Here is a 14,901-nt window from a genome sequence, read left to right as displayed (position 1 = left end):
TGAGAGCGCTTCCACGAGAGCACCAGGGGGTCGGTGTGACCAACGTTTCCGTGCAGCTGTATTCCGTCCGCGACAAGTTCACCGAGAATGCCGACGAGGTCCTCGGCCGGCTGGCCGCCATCGGGTTCACCCAGGTCGAGCCGTACGGCCTGGCCGAACACGCGGCCACGCTGGCCGAGGGCCTCAAGCGGCACGGCCTGACCGCGCCGACCGCGCACGCGCGGCTGATCGGCGAGGACCAGCGGGCGATCTTCGGCAAGGCCGCCGAGTGCGGTGTCGGGGTGGTGATCGACCCGTTCGTTCCCGCCGAGAAGTGGCAGAACAAGGCCGATATCGCGGCCACAGCCGATGCGCTGAACGCGGCCGCCGCCCTCGCGCCCGAGTTCGGTGTCCGGGTCGGCTACCACAACCACTGGTGGGAGCTGGAGTCCCGGATCGACGGGCGCAGCGCGTTCGAGGGGTTCGCCGAGCTGCTCGACCCGGAGATCGTCCTGGAAGTCGACGCCTACTGGGCGGCCGCCGGTGGCGAGAACGCCCCGGAGCTCCTGCAGCGCCTCGGCGATCGGGTCTACGCGATCCACGTGAAGGACGGCGGACTCGCCACCGACGCATCCGGTCAGGTACCCGCAGGTCAGGGCAGTGTCCCGGTCGCGGACGTGCTGACGGCGGCTCCCAAGGCACTGCGTGTGGTCGAGTTCGACAACTACGACGGCGACATCTACGAAGGCATCACGGCCAGCTACCAGTACCTGAAAGGCATCGAGGGATGAGCATTGGTGTCGGCATCATCGGTGCGGGTGTCATCAGCGAGACCTATCTGACCAACCTCACCAGCTTCCCCGACGTCAAGGTCGTGCACGTGGCGGACATCGACGTGCCACGCGCCGAGGCACAGGCCGGGAAACACGGTGTGCCCAAGGCGAGCACGGTCGCGGATCTGCTCACCGACCCGGACGTCGAACTGGTCGTCAACCTGACGATCCCGGCCGCGCACGTCGAGGTCGGCCTGGCCGCGCTGGACGCGGGCAAGCACGTCTGGTCGGAGAAGCCGCTGGCGTTGGACCGGCAGACCGGCCGCAAACTGCTCGACCGGGCCAAGGAGAAGGGCCTGCGGGTCGCGTGCGCCCCGGACACCCTGCTCGGCGCGGGTCTGCAGACCGCACGACGGGCGATTGACGAGGGCCGCATCGGTGAGCCGATGACGGCGCTGGCGTTGTTCCAGGTGCCGGGCCCGGAGAGCTGGCACCCGGCGCCGGAGTTCCTGTACCAGGCGGGCGGCGGGCCACTGCTGGACATCGGCCCGTACTACCTGTCCACGCTCGTGTCGTTGTTCGGGCCGATCAGCAAGGTCACCGGCGCGGGCGGGCAGGCGCGGGCGACGAGGGTGATCGGCAGCGGCCCACGGGCCGGCACCGAGTTCGCGGTGACGGTGCCGACCACGGTCACCGCGCTGGTGGAGTTCACGAGGGGCGGGTCGGCGCAGATCGTGATGAGCTTCGACTCCGCGCTGCGCCGGGTCGGGTTCCTCGAGCTGACCGGGACCGGCGGTACCGCCGTGCTGCCGGACCCGAACTACTTCGACGGCCCGACCGTGCTGCACATCCTGGGCAAGGACGAGCCGGAAGAGCTTGCCGCGCAAGGTCATTCGGCGTCACGGGGAACCGGCGCGCTGGAACTCGCCCGGGCGATCAAGGAGGGCGTGCCGGAGCGCGCGTCCGGTGAGCTGGCGTATCACGTCCTGGACGCCATGCTGGCGATCGAGGAGTCCATGGCGAGCGGCCGGTCGGTCGAACTGCAGAGCACGACGGGAATTCCGCAGGCGCTGCCGGGGGACTGGGACCCGTACGCGCGCACGTTCTAGTCGATGGGGATGGTCAGCAGGTTTTGCAGGAAGAAGCGCAACGACCCGACGAGATCGATCTCGTCGGGCTGGGTCAGCCACTGCACCTGCAGGCCGTCCTCCATCGCGATGAACGTGACCGCGGCGGCCTCGGGGTCGACGCCCGGCCGCAGTTCGCCGCTCTCGGCCAGCGCCTTGAACGTGGCCACGGCCGATTCGCGGGCGATCCGGTAGTGCCGGATGAAGTAGTCGTGCGCGGGGTGGTCGGGGGCGACGGCCTCGGCGGCGAGCCGGGCGTACACCTCGACGATGCCGCGGTGCGCGACGTTGAACTCGGCCAGCGCGATCAGGTGCCGCAGCAGTTCCATGCCCGGCTGGATGTCGAGCTTCTCCCGCTCGGTGTCCTCGGCGTCCCGGCGTTCGAGGACCGCGGCGAGCAAGGCCTCCTTGGTCGGGAAGTAGTAGAGGAGCCCCGCGTGTGTGATCCCGGCCCGTTTGGCTACCTCACGCAGAGACGAGCCGTGGTAGCCGAACTCGCGATACACCTCGAACGCGGCGGAGATGATGTCCTCACGGCGCAGCCGGCCCTTCTGGTAACCCCCGGCGGTCACGGCATCACTGCAAACGAGGCGGCTGGCACGGCGAACATCATGCCCCAAGCTGCCAGGATCATGGGTATGAGGAGTGCCTGCTGATGACCCAGCCGACACAGCGCGCCCGCGCTGCCCGCGTCGCGACCTGGATCTATTTCACGCTCAACGGCTTCGGTGTCGGCCTGTGGGTCGTGCATATCCCGAACGTGGAACGCGCGACCGACATCACCCACAGCACGCTCGGCCTGCTGCTGTTGCTGCTCGGCGGGTCCGCGTTCATCGGCATGCAAGTCGGCGGCGGTCTGGCCGACCGGCTTGGCCAGCGCAAACTCGTGCCCGCGGCGGGCGTGCTGATGGGGGTCGCGCTGTTCGGACCCGGGCTTGCCGACTCCTGGTGGACGCTGGGGCTGTCGTTGATGGTGCTGGGGTTCTCCAACGGGTTGATCGACGTCGGGATGAACGCCCAGGCTGTGGTGGTCGAACGGGCGTATCCCCGGCCGATCATGGCCGCGTTCCACGCGATGTGGTCGATCGGCGGCGCGGGAGCCGCGCTGGTCGGCGCGGGTTTGCTGGGTGCGGGCGTGCCCACCGAGGTGTCGCTGGGCACGGCCGGTGTGCTGATCCTGATCATCTCGCTGGTCACCGCCCGGTTCCTGCTCGAACCGGACCACCATGCGGCTCCCGCGGAGGATGCGCCGAAGCCGAAGGTCAAGGCTGGCAAGCTGGTGTGGTTCCTCGGCGCATTGGCCTTCGCCATGATGCTGGCCGAGGGCGTCGCCGCGGACTGGGCGGCCCTGCACTTCAAGGACATCCTCAACACGTCAGCCAGTACAGCGGCGTTCGCGTACGGCACGTTCTCGGTGGCCATGACGGTCGGCCGGTTCGCCACCGACCGAGTGGCCGCGATCGTCGGCCCCAAGGCGATCCTGCGTTGGGGCGCCGCGCTGGCCGCGGCCGGGTTGAGCATCGCCGCGGCGTCGCCGTGGGTGCCGCTGGCCCTCGTCGGCTGGATGCTGTGTGGCCTTGGCCTCTCCGGCGGGGTCCCGCAGCTGTTCACCGCCGCGGGCAACCTGGACGCCAGGTCGGCGGGCACGTTGATGGCCAGGGTCGTCGGGCTTGGTTACGTGGGCATCCTCGCTGGTCCGGCCCTCGTCGGCGGGCTGACCCACTGGATGCCGCTGAACGTGGCGTTCGCCCTGCCGGTCGTGCTGTGCGCGCTGGCCGCGGTCTTCGCGTACGTCATGCCGGCACCAGGAACAAAACCGGCACAGGATCCGCTTCAATTGAGCGAGAGCGGACGAGAGGAGCGTTGACGTGACCGAGGTTGCGGTGCTTGCGGGTGGCTGCTTCTGGGGGATGCAGGACTTGATCCGGCGTCAGCCCGGCGTGGTTTCCACGCGAGTGGGCTACACGGGTGGCGACGTTCCCAACGCGACGTACATGAATCACCGAGGCCACGCCGAGGCGATCGAGATCGTGTACGACCCGGCGGTGACGTCGTACCGCCAGATCCTGGAGTTCTTCTTCCAGATCCACGACCCGACAACGAAAAACCGGCAGGGCAACGACATCGGCACCAGCTACCGGTCGGCGATCTTCTACACCAGCGAGCAGCAGAAGCAGATCGCCGAGCAGACCATCGCCGAGGTGGACGCCTCGGGTCAGTGGCCGGGCAAGGTGGTGACGGAGGTCAGCCAGCTTGGCGACTTCTGGGAGGCCGAGCCGGAGCACCAGGACTACCTCGAGAAGTTCCCGAACGGCTACACGTGCCACTACGTGCGGCCGAACTGGACGCTGTCGGCCCAGCAATAGGGAGCCCAGTGACCGAGGTGGCGATCGTCGCGTTGCACGTCTCGCGCGTGCACGCGTACGAAGGCCGCCCAGCGGACGGACCTCAGCCCGACCCTGAGCCGGTGGCCCGGGACGCGGTCGAGGTCCGTGCCGGCAAGGGGATCGTGGGGGACAGGTTCTTCAACCACCCCGCGCACCGGAAGGCTGCGGTGACGTTCTTCGCCGCCGAGTCCCTCGACAGACTCGGCATCACGGCGTCACCGCTGCTGACTCGGCGCAACGTCGTCCTGCGCGGTTTCCCGATCGACGACCTCGCGGCCCGGCGCGGCACCCCCGGTTCGGTGTTCAGCCTGAATTCCGGGGACGGCGCGATTCGGTTCCAGGCCTACCGGCCCGCGAGTCCCTGCGCCTGGATGGACGTCGCCTTTGGCGAAGGTGCGTTCCGCGGCCTTCGAGGCCATGGGGGAGTGCGGTGTGTTCCGCTCGACGACGGAGTGTTGCGGGTCGGATCCGCTCAGCTAGAACTGTGGACGCCGACCCTGCTTTGATCACGGTTCCACAGAAATAAGGCTACTGTCCGGTCGCACCGGTTAATGTGGACAGTCCAGTTGCGACATCCCCGGCATGATTAGCCGATTCGTTGCCGCAGCAGTGCTGACCACCGCATTGCTCACGCCCGTTGGCGTCGCGACGGCCGATCCGGACTCGCCGTCCTGTGTCCAAGCGGACGTTCCGGTGCACACCTTGACTGTCATCGGAACCATGCACGGCACGCTCTGCCTGCCGGCCGGCCCCACGCCCGACACTGTGATGGTGTTGGTGCCCGGCGCCACGTACAACTCCGTGTACTGGGACTTCCCGTACCAACCCAACACTTACTCGTTCACCAGGGCGATGACCCAAGCCGGTTACGCCACCTTCGCCGTCGATCGCCTGGGGACCGGGCAGAGCACCCGGCCGCTCAGCGCTCAGCTGACCGCTCTGGTGCAGGCCGACGCTGTGCACGACGTCATCCAGGCGTTGCGCGCGGGCAGCGTTGGAGGCACTGCGTTCAGCAAGGTGATCGTCGGCGGCCACTCGCTGGGTTCGATCATCTCGATCATCGAGGCGGCCACGTACCAGGACGTGGACGCGTTGCTGGTGACCGGTGCCTCGCACCAGCTCAACACGGTCAACTCGGCCACGCTGGTGACAGTTCATCTCCGGTCGGTGGCTTTGACGCCCGGGTTCCCGAACCACGACGCCGGGTACCTCACGACAGTGCCGGGACACCGCAAGCCCGCTTTCCACGATCCGGACTTCGTGGAGCCCGCTGTGATCGCACTCGACGAAGCGACGAAGGACGTGGTTTCTTCCGTCGAAGCCCCGGACGGTTTGACCCTCGGGGTGTTCGCGCCGTACTCGGCCCTGGTGGACGTTCCGGTCATGGTGACGATCGGGGAACGCGACCCGATCTTCTGCGGGGCGCTGGCGCAGTGCACTGCGCTGTTCCAGGTGGTCGAGCGACCGTACTACCTGGGTGCGCCGTCGGTGGACTTCTTCGTGCTGCCCACCGCGGGTCACTCGATCAACCTCAACCCAGACGCCCCGGCGATGCACGATGCCGTGGTCGACTGGGCGGATTCAGTGCTTTGACCAGCATATGAGAAGCGGGCGCCCGCACTGGGCGCCCGCTTGCTGGGTCACTGAGCCGGGGTCAGTTGCCGCCCGGCGTGCAGGCCTTGGTCAGCGCGGAAACCTGGTCCGCCTTGGTCTTGACCCAGTTGGCTGGGCCGTTGACCAGGTCGGAGACCGTGGTCTCCTTCATGGTCGTGGACAACTCGGTCAACGCCTGGTTCACCGTCGTGTCCGTGGCCTTGCCTGCCAGGTCCTGCAGCTTCTGGCCCGCGTCCTGTGCGCCCTGAGCAGCGGCTTCCGGGTTGGCGGTGTCCGGGTTGAACGCGGCGATCCTGAGCGCCTCGACGCACACCTGGGCAGTGGAGGCAGCGTTGCTGACACCCTCCGCGGTCTGCTGCGCCTCCTGCAGGGCCCCGCACCCGGTCAGTGCCACGATCAACGCACCGCCACCGAGCACACCAGCCACCAACCGCTTGGTAGAACGCATCCGAATCCCTTCCGGTTCTTGCTCGAACCGAAGGTCTCCCCAACCACGCTGAACCTGTGGCGCCGAGACCGGGTCGCCACTGGGGACGCCGTACTGACGAATCTCGGCCGGGTGGGTACTCCCCTCCGTAAAAACCACTTTACCAAAGCTAACCGGTTGTACTTTCCCGCACCTGGAGTGTGAACGGGATCTGTACGTCCTGAACAGGACTTGTGTCCCCGCTCGCACGCTGGTGCACGAGGTCGACGGCGGCTTTCGCGAGAGAGGCCTTGTCCGGCGCGATGGTGGTCAGTGACGGCAAGCTGTACGCGCTGTGCTCGGTGTTGTCGAAGCCGACGACGGCGATGTCTTGTGGCACATGGTATCCGCGCTCGGCGGCGGCACGCACGGCGCCGTGCGCGAGCATGTCGTTGAAGCAGAACACGGCGTCGGGCGGTGTGGGCAACGTCAGCAAGTGGGCCATCGCCTCGGCTCCGTCGCGGTGGTGGTAGCGGGTGGCGGGGGCGACGAACTCAGGCGGGCACGGCAAGCCTGCCTCGGTCAACGCTGAGTGATATCCCGCGAGTCGTTGGGCGGCGGTGCCACGGCTGGGATTCTGGCCGATGACCGCGATCCGTGTCCGTCCCAGCGAGATCAGGTGCCGCACGGCGAGTCGCGCGGCTTGCACGTTGTCGATCCCGACGTGGTCGATGGGCACGTCGAGTGCGTGCTCACCGAGCAGGACCATCGGCACGCCGGTCGGGTTCTGCGTGAAGTCCTCGGTGTGCAGTGCTTCCGGGCTGATGATCGCGCCGTCGACCATGTGCGGCCCGAGCGAGGCCAGCGTCGAGACCTCGGGATCGCGCAAACCCTGGGTCTGCTCGATCAGCACGCTCCAGTCGTGCGTGTGCGCCGCGGTGATCACGCCGCCGGCGAGCTCGCCGAAGTACGGGATGCTCAGCTCGGGGACCATCAGCGCGATGAAGCCGGTCCGGCCGCGGCGCAGGTTGCGCGCGCCGACGTTCGGCTTGTATCCGGTGGCGGCCAACGCCTCACGGACCTTGCGCTCGTTCTCCGGCTTCACAAAGGAATAACCGTTCACGACGTTCGACACCGTCTTGACCGACACACCGGCCAGTTCGGCCACGTCCTTCAGCGTTGCCACGGGATGAGGGTAGCAAGAACGCGTGTATTTACAACGTTGTACCAACGATGTAACGTGCTCGCCGAGCGTGTTCGCCCTGTCTCAATGAGGAGTCAGCCCATGCCCGCCGCCAGTCTGTCCCGTCCAGTCCATTTAGGCCGGATCTTCGGTGCGAGCCTCTGCGGTATTGCGCTGATCCTGGCCGGATGCGCCAAATCCGAGGAGGCGCCCACCCCGCCGACGCAGGCGACCGGGGGAGCGCAAGCGCCCGTCGCCCCGGCCGCGGGCGGCCCGACCTGCACACTTTCCCAGTACGGTGGCGCACAAGTCGACCTGAAGAACGCCATCGTCGGTTTTTCCCAGTCCGAAAAGGAAGCCAACCCGTTCCGGATCGCCGAGACGCAGTCGATCAAGGACGAGGCCGCGAAGGTCGGCGTCAAGCAACTGCTCACCACGAACGCCAATTCGCAGCTGAGCAAGCAGATCTCGGACATCCAGGACATGATCAACAAGGGTGCGCAGGCGTTGATCGTCGCACCACTGAACTCCGACGGCCTCGAACCGGCGCTGTCAGCCGCGCGGGCCAAGAACATTCCCGTACTGACCATCGACCGCAAGGTGAATTCGACGCCGTGCAAGGACTACGTGGCCTTCCTCGGCTCGAACTTCGTCGAGCAGGGCAAGCGAGCCGCGCAGCAGATGGCCAAAGCCCTTGGCAACAAGGGCAAAGTCGCGATCCTGCTGGGCGCGTCCGGTAACAACGTCACCACCGACCGGACCAACGGCTTCGTCGACGAGCTCAAGGCCTCCGCACCGGACATCCAGGTGGTGGCCCAGCAGACCGGTGATTTCGCCAGGGAGAAGGGCCAGCAGGTGATGGAACAGATCATCCAGGCCCAGCCGGACATCAACGGGGTCTACGCCGAGAACGACGAAATGGCGCTCGGCGCGCTGGTCGCCTTGCGCAGCGCGAACAAGAAGGCCGGTACGGACATCCACGTCGTGTCGATCGACGGCACTCGTAACGCTGTCCAGAAGGTCACCGAGGGCGAGCTGTACGCGGTAGTGGAATCCAACCCGCGGTTCGGGCCGCTGGCTTTCCAGACGTTGCAGTCGTTCCTGAGTGGACAGCCGGTCCAGCAGAACGTGGTGATCAGCGACAAGCTGTACAGCAAGGACAACGCCACGGCCGAGCTGGGCAACTCGTACTGATGACCGGCTCACCAATAGTCGACGCCCGCGCGGTCGGCAAGTGGTTCCCCGGCGTGGTCGCCTTGTCCGATGTGGACCTCACGTTGTTGCCGGGCGAGGTGCACGCCTTGGTCGGTGAGAACGGCGCGGGCAAGTCGACGCTGATCAAAGTGCTGACCGGGGTGTACCCGCCGGACAGCGGCGAGTTGTTCTTCCGGGGTGAACCAGTTCGGTTCAGTCGTCCGCTCGACGCGCAGCAGGCCGGGATCAGCACGGTGTACCAGGAGATCAACCTGGTGCCGCTGATGTCGGTGGCCAGCAACCTGTTCCTCGGCCGCGAACCACGCAACCGGTTCGGGCTGATGGACTTCAAGGCGATGAACACCGCCGCGGCCAAACTGCTTGACTCCTACGGCGTGGATGTGGACGTCACCTTGCCGCTGAGGACGTTGGGAGCGGGTGTCCGGCAGATGGTGGCCGTTGCTCGGGCGGCGGCCACCAACGCCCAGGTCGTGATCCTGGACGAGCCGACCTCGTCGCTCGAACCACGAGAAGTCGACACGTTGTTCGAGATCATCAACCGTGTCCGGGCGAACGGTGCGGCAGTGCTGTACGTCAGTCACCGGTTGGACGAGCTGTACCGAATCTGTTCATCGGTGACGGTTCTGCGGGACGGCCGCAAGGTCCACAGTGGGCCCTTGGCTTCGTTGTCCAGGTTGGAGCTCGTCGCTCTGATGCTCGGCCGTGACCTCGAACAGATCGAACGCGAGGGCACGACCAAGTTCGACTCCACCCCCACCGAAGCGCTGGAAACCCCAGTCCTCGCCGCACGAGGGCTGACCAGCCAACACCGGCTGCACGGGGTGGACGTGACGGTCAGGCCAGGCGAGATCGTGGGCCTCGGTGGCCTACTCGGTGCTGGACGCAGCGAGACGGTCCGGGCGATGGCGGGCTCATTGCCCGTCGACGCTGGGACCGTCACGGTCGCCGGCAGGAAGGTGCGTACTGGCTCGGTCGCCGCGGCAATGCGCTCGGGCGTGGTGCTGTTGCCGGAAGACCGCAAGTCGGACGGAGTCCTGCCGGACCTGTCAGTGCGGGAGAACATCGTGCTGGCGGCGTTGCCCAGGTTGTCCGCAGGAGGTCTGGTGTCGCGCAAACGCCAGGACGCCATTGTGGACAAGTTCATGAAACGCCTGCGGATCAAGGCGTCGAGCCCGGACCAGAAGGTGGGCGAGCTGTCCGGCGGCAACCAGCAGAAGGTGCTCTTGGCCAGGCTGCTGTGCCGGGAACCGAAAGTCCTGCTGCTGGACGAACCCACCCGCGGGATAGACGTCGGCGCGAAGGCCGAAGTCCAGGCGCTGGTGGGGGAGTTGGCCGCGGAAGGGCTCGGCGTCGTGCTGATCTCCTCGGAGTTCGAGGAAGTCGTCGAAGGCTCGGACTCGATCGTGGTGCTCAGGGAAGGCCGAGTGGTCGCGGAACTGAGAGGTGCGGACGTGACCGAGCAGAAGCTGATCGCGGCACTGGCGGAAGGCGGTGGCGATGGCTGACTCAACGGCGAGACAGCCGGTGGCCACGCGGTGCTTCGGCGGCTGCGGTGTCACGGTGGAGGGCGCGATGGCTGAACGGATGGTCGTGCGGCCTGGTGGGGCGGGAGCCCTGGTGGCTGGGCCGCCTTGGTCGCGCCGGTCTCGGGGATGGGCGTTGATGGCTGAATCGATGCTCATCGGACCTGGACCCGCACCGAGGTTTCGCCGCGCGCCGGTCCTGGTGGAGGGCGGCGATGGCTGAAACAACCGTCACAACTCTTTCCACTGCTCAACCACCAGCCACCCGGCGGCTTCGCGACTACGGCGTCTATGCCGCCCTCGGCATCCTGGTCCTCTACAACCTCGTCTTCACCGAGAACTTCGCCACCCTCACCAATCTGAACACCCAGCTCGTCCAGGTCACGCCGATCCTGATCGCGGCGCTTGGCATGGCGTTGGTCATCGGCACCGAAGGCGTCGATCTCTCGGTCGGGTCGGTGATGGCACTCGCGGCCGCACTCCTCCCGCTCTACCTCGGTTACGGCCTGATGCCCGCGATCGTCGTGGCTCTGCTGGGCGGGGCGCTTTGTGGACTGTTCAGCGGAACACTCGTTGCTGTCGTGGGCATTCAGCCGATCGTCGCAACACTCGCGTTGCTGGTCGGTGGGCGAGGGCTCGCATTGGTCCTGGCTGACGGGCGGCTCAAGGACATCCGCAACCCCGTGCTGCTCGACATGGGATCAGGCAGTGTGCTCGGGGTTCCGATTGTGGTGCTGATCGCCGCGTGTCTTACGCTGGTGGTCGGGTTCCTGGTGCGGTACACCACTTTCGGCCGGCAGTTGGTCGCCGTCGGCGGCAACCGGTCGGCCAGTGTGCTGGCTGGTCTGCCGGTCCGGCGGATCCTGATCGTCACCTACGTGATCAGCGGCGTGCTCGCTGCGATCGCGGGAATCGTCGCGACTGCCAGGCTCACCGCGTCCGACCCGTCGGCCATCGGGCAGCTGGCCGAGTTGTCCGCGATCACGGCCGTGGTGGTCGGCGGAACTCCGCTGAACGGCGGCCGGGTCAGGATCCTGGGCACGGTCGCCGGTGCGCTGCTGATGCAGCTGATCTCAGCGACTCTGATCAAGAACAACCTGCCGACCTCCATCGCGCTCATCGTGCAGGCGGCGATCATCGTCGTGGCCGTGCTGCTGCAGCGTCCTCGCTTTGCCGGAGGTGCGGGGTGACCGTCGTGACAGACAAGACCGAAGTGGCCACTGTGGAGAAAGGCCTCAGCAGGCGGCAGTGGATCGCCGGTCTCGTGCAACGGCGCGGGTCGGTGGTCGTGCTCGCGTTGATCGTGCTGGTGTCGACGTTCGCGTTCGACTCGTTCGCGACCGTGGACAATGCCAGGAACATCGCGATGCAGAGCTCGTTCCTGGCCATCGTCGCACTCGGGATGACGTTCGTGATCATCTCCGGCGGGATCGACCTGTCGGTCGGATCGGTGTTCGCCCTCGGCGGTGTCCTGGCCGCACTGGGGATCCAGTGGGGGAGCGTAGCCGGAATCCTCCTTCCATTGGTGGTGTGCGGCGGGATCGGTCTGCTCAACGGAGCGTTGGTCGCATATGGACGATTGGCACCGTTCATCGTTACGCTGGCCACGTTGCTCGGTGCCCGCGGGCTCCTGCTGGCGATCACCGACGAAGGAGCAAACACGCGGCTCATGCCACGTGACGCGTTGCTCACCCAACTGGGCCAAGGCACTTTCCTCGGCTTCGGATATCCAGTGTGGATCGTGATCGTCCTGTTCGTACTCGGTGTGCTTGTCTTGCAGCGCACCAGATTCGGTCACTCGGTGCTGGCGATCGGCGGCAGTGTCGAAGCCGCGCGGCTGATGGGGCTGCCCGTCGCGCGGCGCACGATGTGGCTCTACACCGGAAGTGGTCTGCTGGCCGGGTTGTCCGGTGCGCTGGCAGCGGCGTACTCGGCGTCCGGCGTGACCATTGTGGGCGTCGGGTTCGAACTCGACGCCATCGCCGCCGTGGTGATCGGTGGAACGCTGCTCACCGGCGGCGCGGGAACCGTCGGCGGAACACTCGCCGGGGTGTTGCTGCTGATGGTGATCCAGAACGTGATCAATCAGATCGGCACGTTGTCGTCGCATTACCAATCGGTGGTCAGCGGGGCGTTCCTGGCCATCGTCGTCGCTATCCAGGCGTACCTGAGCCGTGCACATCTCGGCCGGGAGCGAAGTACGTGAGATAACCGGAGGTTGCCGCCAGTGTTGAGAACCTCGATCCTGCTCACCGCCTTAGTCCTGAGTATCACCGCTGTTCCCGCGTCGGCCGAGCCGACGTGGACACCGGGAAAACCCCCGCTCACCACACCGTGGACCAAACAGGTCGGTCCCAGCAACGCGTTGCCTGAATATCCACGTCCACAGTTGACCCGTGACCGTTGGCGAAACCTCAACGGTGTCTGGGAGTTCGCCGGTGCCAAGGAGGGCGAGGCACCGCCGATCGGGAAGTCCCTGGCGGAACGGGTGCTTGTGCCGTATCCGATCGAGTCCGCGCTGTCCGGGATCCAACGCCGGGAAGACCGGATGTGGTATCGGCGCACGTTCGAGGTGCCGCCGAACTGGCGTGGCGACCGCGTGAAGCTGAACTTCGGTGCCGTCGACTACGACAGCACGATCTGGGTCAACGGCCGCCAGGTCGGTACGCACCGAGGCGGGTTCGACTCGTTCAGCCTGGACATCACGGATGCGCTGACCCGGCGTGGCCCGCAGGAAGTCGTGGTCGGCGTGACCGACCTGACCGACGCGACCTGGCAACCGGTGGGCAAACAACGAAACGTGCCCGACCGCGGCATCTTCTACACCTCCAGTTCCGGAATCTGGCAGACGGTCTGGCTGGAACCCGTGGCGTCCAGCAACATCACGCAGCTCGACCAGACGCCGAACCTCAGCGACTCCACTCTGCGGCTCACGCCACGGGTCGAAGGTGACACCAAGGGCCTGATGGTCGAAGCAGTGGCCTACGATCGGCACAGGCCGGTCGGCCGAGTCGTCGGCGCACCGAACACCGAGCTGAAGCTGCCGGTGCCCAACCCGAAGCTGTGGTCACCGGACTCGCCGTTCCTCTATGACCTGAAAGTCAGGCTGGTCAGGGGATATCGCACGGTCGACGAGGCGGGTTCGTACTTCGGGATGCGGCAGATCGGCATGGCCCCGGGTGCTGACGGCAAGATGCGGATGACGCTCAACGGCAAGATCCTGTTCGAGATGTCCACACTGGACCAGGGATTTTGGCCGGACGGCATCCACACCGCGCCGACCGACTCCGCACTGCGGTTTGACCTGGAACAGCACAAGGTGCTCGGGTTCAACACGGTCCGCAAGCACATCAAGGTGGAGCCGGACCGGTGGTACTACCACGCCGACAAGCTCGGATTGCTGGTGTGGCAGGACATGCCGGCGATGAAGACGTCCAACCAGTTGCCGCCGGTCGACGCGCAGCAGCAGTTCGAACGCGAGATGCACACGATGATCGACAAGCACAAGAGCTTCACGTCGGTCGTGGTGTGGGTGCCGTTCAACGAAGGCTGGGGCGAATGGGACCGCACGGCCACCGGCCGGATCGCAGACGACGTCAAGAAGCAGGACCCGAGCAGGCTGGTGAACGCGCACAGCGGCGTGAACTGCTGTGCCTCCAAGGGCGACTCCGGTCGTGGCGACATCCTCGACCATCACGCCTATGTCGGCCCGGCGGCGCCTTCGCCGAGTGCCACACGCGTCGCGGCGGACGGTGAACACGGCGGGTTCGGGCTCGAAGTCGAAGGCCACATGTGGTTCGGCGAGGGCCACGCCTACGAGATGACCCCTGACTCGGCCACGCTGACCCGCCGGTACGTGGAGAACCAGCGTGATGTGCTGTCCGCGGCGCAGAAGTGCGGGATCAGTGCGGCGATCTACACCCAGATCACCGACGTCGAGCACGAGGTGAACGGGTTCTTCACCTATGACAGGCAAGTCCGCAAGATGGACTTCGGCCAGGTCAAGGCGATCAACGAGGAGATCATCAAGAAGGCCGACGGCACCGGCAGCGGCCCGCAGCCAGGACCCGGCACTCCGGGCCTTGACGGCATCACCTTCTACCCCTTCAACGAAGGCACGGGCACAACCACCGCGGATGAGGTCGGCACCAAGGACGCCACTCTCACCAATGCGACCTGGACTGAAGGGCACCCCGGTTCGGCGATCCAGTTCAACGGCAGCACGTCCACAGTGGACACAGGTGCCAGCATTCTCGACACCGCCGGGAACTACAGCGCCGCCGCATGGGTGAAACTCGACAGCCTCGGTGGGTTCGCCACCGCGGTGAGCCAGGACGGACCGAGCAACAGTGCGTTCTTCCTGCAGTACTCGGGCGCGGACAACCGGTTCGCGTTCAGCTTCGCCGGTGTCCGGGCACTCGCCCCGGTCGCGCCGGAACCTGGCCGCTGGTACCACATCGCAGGCGTACGGGATGTGCGAGCGGGGTCGTTGACGCTGTACGTCGACGGTCAGCCCGCTGGCACGGCGTACTCCTGTGACGGCGGTCCGGGCGCGGGCAACACAGTGATCGGCCGGGCGAAGTTCAACGGAGGTCCAGTGGACTTCTGGCGCGGTGCGATCGATCAGGTGCACCTCTACGACCGGGCACTGCCGGCCGTCGAGGTAGCACAGCTGTACGCCTCCGGCAGGTGAC

At 66.5% G+C, this 14,901-nt stretch carries 14 protein-coding genes; 11 read left to right on the top strand and 3 right to left on the bottom strand.

Features of this window, described 5'->3' with window-relative positions; all coding sequences use genetic code 11:
- Positions 1–35 precede the first annotated feature (35 nt).
- Together B9C43_RS08535 and B9C43_RS08530 are read left to right on the top strand one after the other, a co-directional pair.
- Positions 36–770 carry a sugar phosphate isomerase/epimerase family protein gene (locus B9C43_RS08535; protein WP_084425355.1) on the top strand — a complete coding sequence of 245 codons (735 nt, stop codon included), beginning with the start codon at positions 36–38 and terminating at the stop codon, positions 768–770.
- Positions 767–1,861, top strand: coding sequence for a Gfo/Idh/MocA family protein (locus B9C43_RS08530; protein WP_084425354.1), 1,095 nt, complete (start codon positions 767–769; stop codon positions 1,859–1,861). Before B9C43_RS08535 ends, B9C43_RS08530 begins: the two co-directional genes overlap by 4 nt.
- Here B9C43_RS08530 and B9C43_RS08525 read toward each other — a convergent pair.
- Entirely contained in the window at positions 1,858–2,451 is a 594-nt protein-coding gene (locus B9C43_RS08525; protein ID WP_033386810.1) for a TetR/AcrR family transcriptional regulator, read from the bottom strand. The genes B9C43_RS08530 and B9C43_RS08525 overlap by 4 nt on opposite strands.
- A gap of 83 nt (positions 2,452–2,534) precedes the next feature.
- On the opposite strand from B9C43_RS08525, the gene B9C43_RS08520 reads away from it, so the two are divergent.
- The 4 genes from B9C43_RS08520 to B9C43_RS08505 all read left to right on the top strand — a co-directional run bounded on the left by B9C43_RS08520 (position 2,535) and on the right by B9C43_RS08505 (position 5,859).
- Positions 2,535–3,746, top strand: coding sequence for an MFS transporter (locus tag B9C43_RS08520; RefSeq protein ID WP_084425353.1), 1,212 nt, complete (start codon positions 2,535–2,537; stop codon positions 3,744–3,746).
- A 1-nt stretch (position 3,747) separates the two neighbouring features.
- Complete coding sequence (gene msrA / locus B9C43_RS08515) at positions 3,748–4,245, top strand: peptide-methionine (S)-S-oxide reductase MsrA (RefSeq protein WP_033386808.1); 498 nt, start codon at positions 3,748–3,750, stop codon at positions 4,243–4,245.
- Positions 4,246–4,253: 8 nt separating this feature from the next.
- Complete coding sequence (locus B9C43_RS08510; RefSeq protein ID WP_033386805.1) at positions 4,254–4,772, top strand: molybdenum cofactor biosysynthesis protein; 519 nt, start codon at positions 4,254–4,256, stop codon at positions 4,770–4,772.
- 76 nt (positions 4,773–4,848) lie between these two features.
- Positions 4,849–5,859, top strand: a complete 1,011-nt coding sequence (locus B9C43_RS08505) for an alpha/beta hydrolase (RefSeq protein WP_084425352.1) — start codon at positions 4,849–4,851, stop codon at positions 5,857–5,859.
- 61 nt (positions 5,860–5,920) lie between these two features.
- Here B9C43_RS08505 and B9C43_RS08500 read toward each other — a convergent pair whose 3' ends face one another.
- Together B9C43_RS08500 and B9C43_RS08495 are read right to left on the bottom strand one after the other, a co-directional pair.
- On the bottom strand, positions 5,921–6,328 hold the full coding sequence (locus tag B9C43_RS08500) for a bacteriophage spanin2 family protein (RefSeq protein WP_033386801.1): 408 nt from the start codon (positions 6,326–6,328) through the stop codon (positions 5,921–5,923).
- 148 nt (positions 6,329–6,476) lie between these two features.
- Positions 6,477–7,472, bottom strand: coding sequence for a LacI family DNA-binding transcriptional regulator (locus tag B9C43_RS08495; protein WP_084425351.1), 996 nt, complete (start codon positions 7,470–7,472; stop codon positions 6,477–6,479).
- Between the two features lie 99 nt (positions 7,473–7,571).
- On the opposite strand from B9C43_RS08495, the gene B9C43_RS08490 reads away from it, so the two are divergent.
- From B9C43_RS08490 to B9C43_RS08470, 5 genes are all read left to right on the top strand, one after another.
- Positions 7,572–8,663: an ABC transporter substrate-binding protein gene (locus B9C43_RS08490; protein WP_033386796.1), complete on the top strand. Its 1,092-nt coding sequence runs from the start codon at positions 7,572–7,574 to the stop codon at positions 8,661–8,663.
- Positions 8,663–10,189 carry a sugar ABC transporter ATP-binding protein gene (locus tag B9C43_RS08485; RefSeq protein WP_084425350.1) on the top strand — a complete coding sequence of 509 codons (1,527 nt, stop codon included), beginning with the start codon at positions 8,663–8,665 and terminating at the stop codon, positions 10,187–10,189. Before B9C43_RS08490 ends, B9C43_RS08485 begins: the two co-directional genes overlap by 1 nt.
- 233 nt (positions 10,190–10,422) lie before the next feature.
- Entirely contained in the window at positions 10,423–11,397 is a 975-nt protein-coding gene (locus B9C43_RS08480; protein WP_084425349.1) for an ABC transporter permease, read from the top strand.
- A gap of 5 nt (positions 11,398–11,402) precedes the next feature.
- Positions 11,403–12,413 (top strand): ABC transporter permease, encoded by a 1,011-nt coding sequence (locus B9C43_RS08475; RefSeq protein ID WP_235038499.1) that lies wholly within the window; start codon positions 11,403–11,405, stop codon positions 12,411–12,413.
- 21 nt (positions 12,414–12,434) lie between these two features.
- On the top strand, positions 12,435–14,900 hold the full coding sequence (locus tag B9C43_RS08470) for a LamG-like jellyroll fold domain-containing protein (protein ID WP_084425347.1): 2,466 nt from the start codon (positions 12,435–12,437) through the stop codon (positions 14,898–14,900).
- Position 14,901 lies beyond the last annotated feature (1 nt).

Origin of the sequence: Kibdelosporangium aridum (genome assembly GCF_900176515.1) — a bacterium.
GTDB classification, from domain to species: domain Bacteria; phylum Actinomycetota; class Actinomycetes; order Mycobacteriales; family Pseudonocardiaceae; genus Kibdelosporangium; species Kibdelosporangium aridum.
This window is presented reverse-complemented; position numbering and strand designations above follow the sequence as displayed.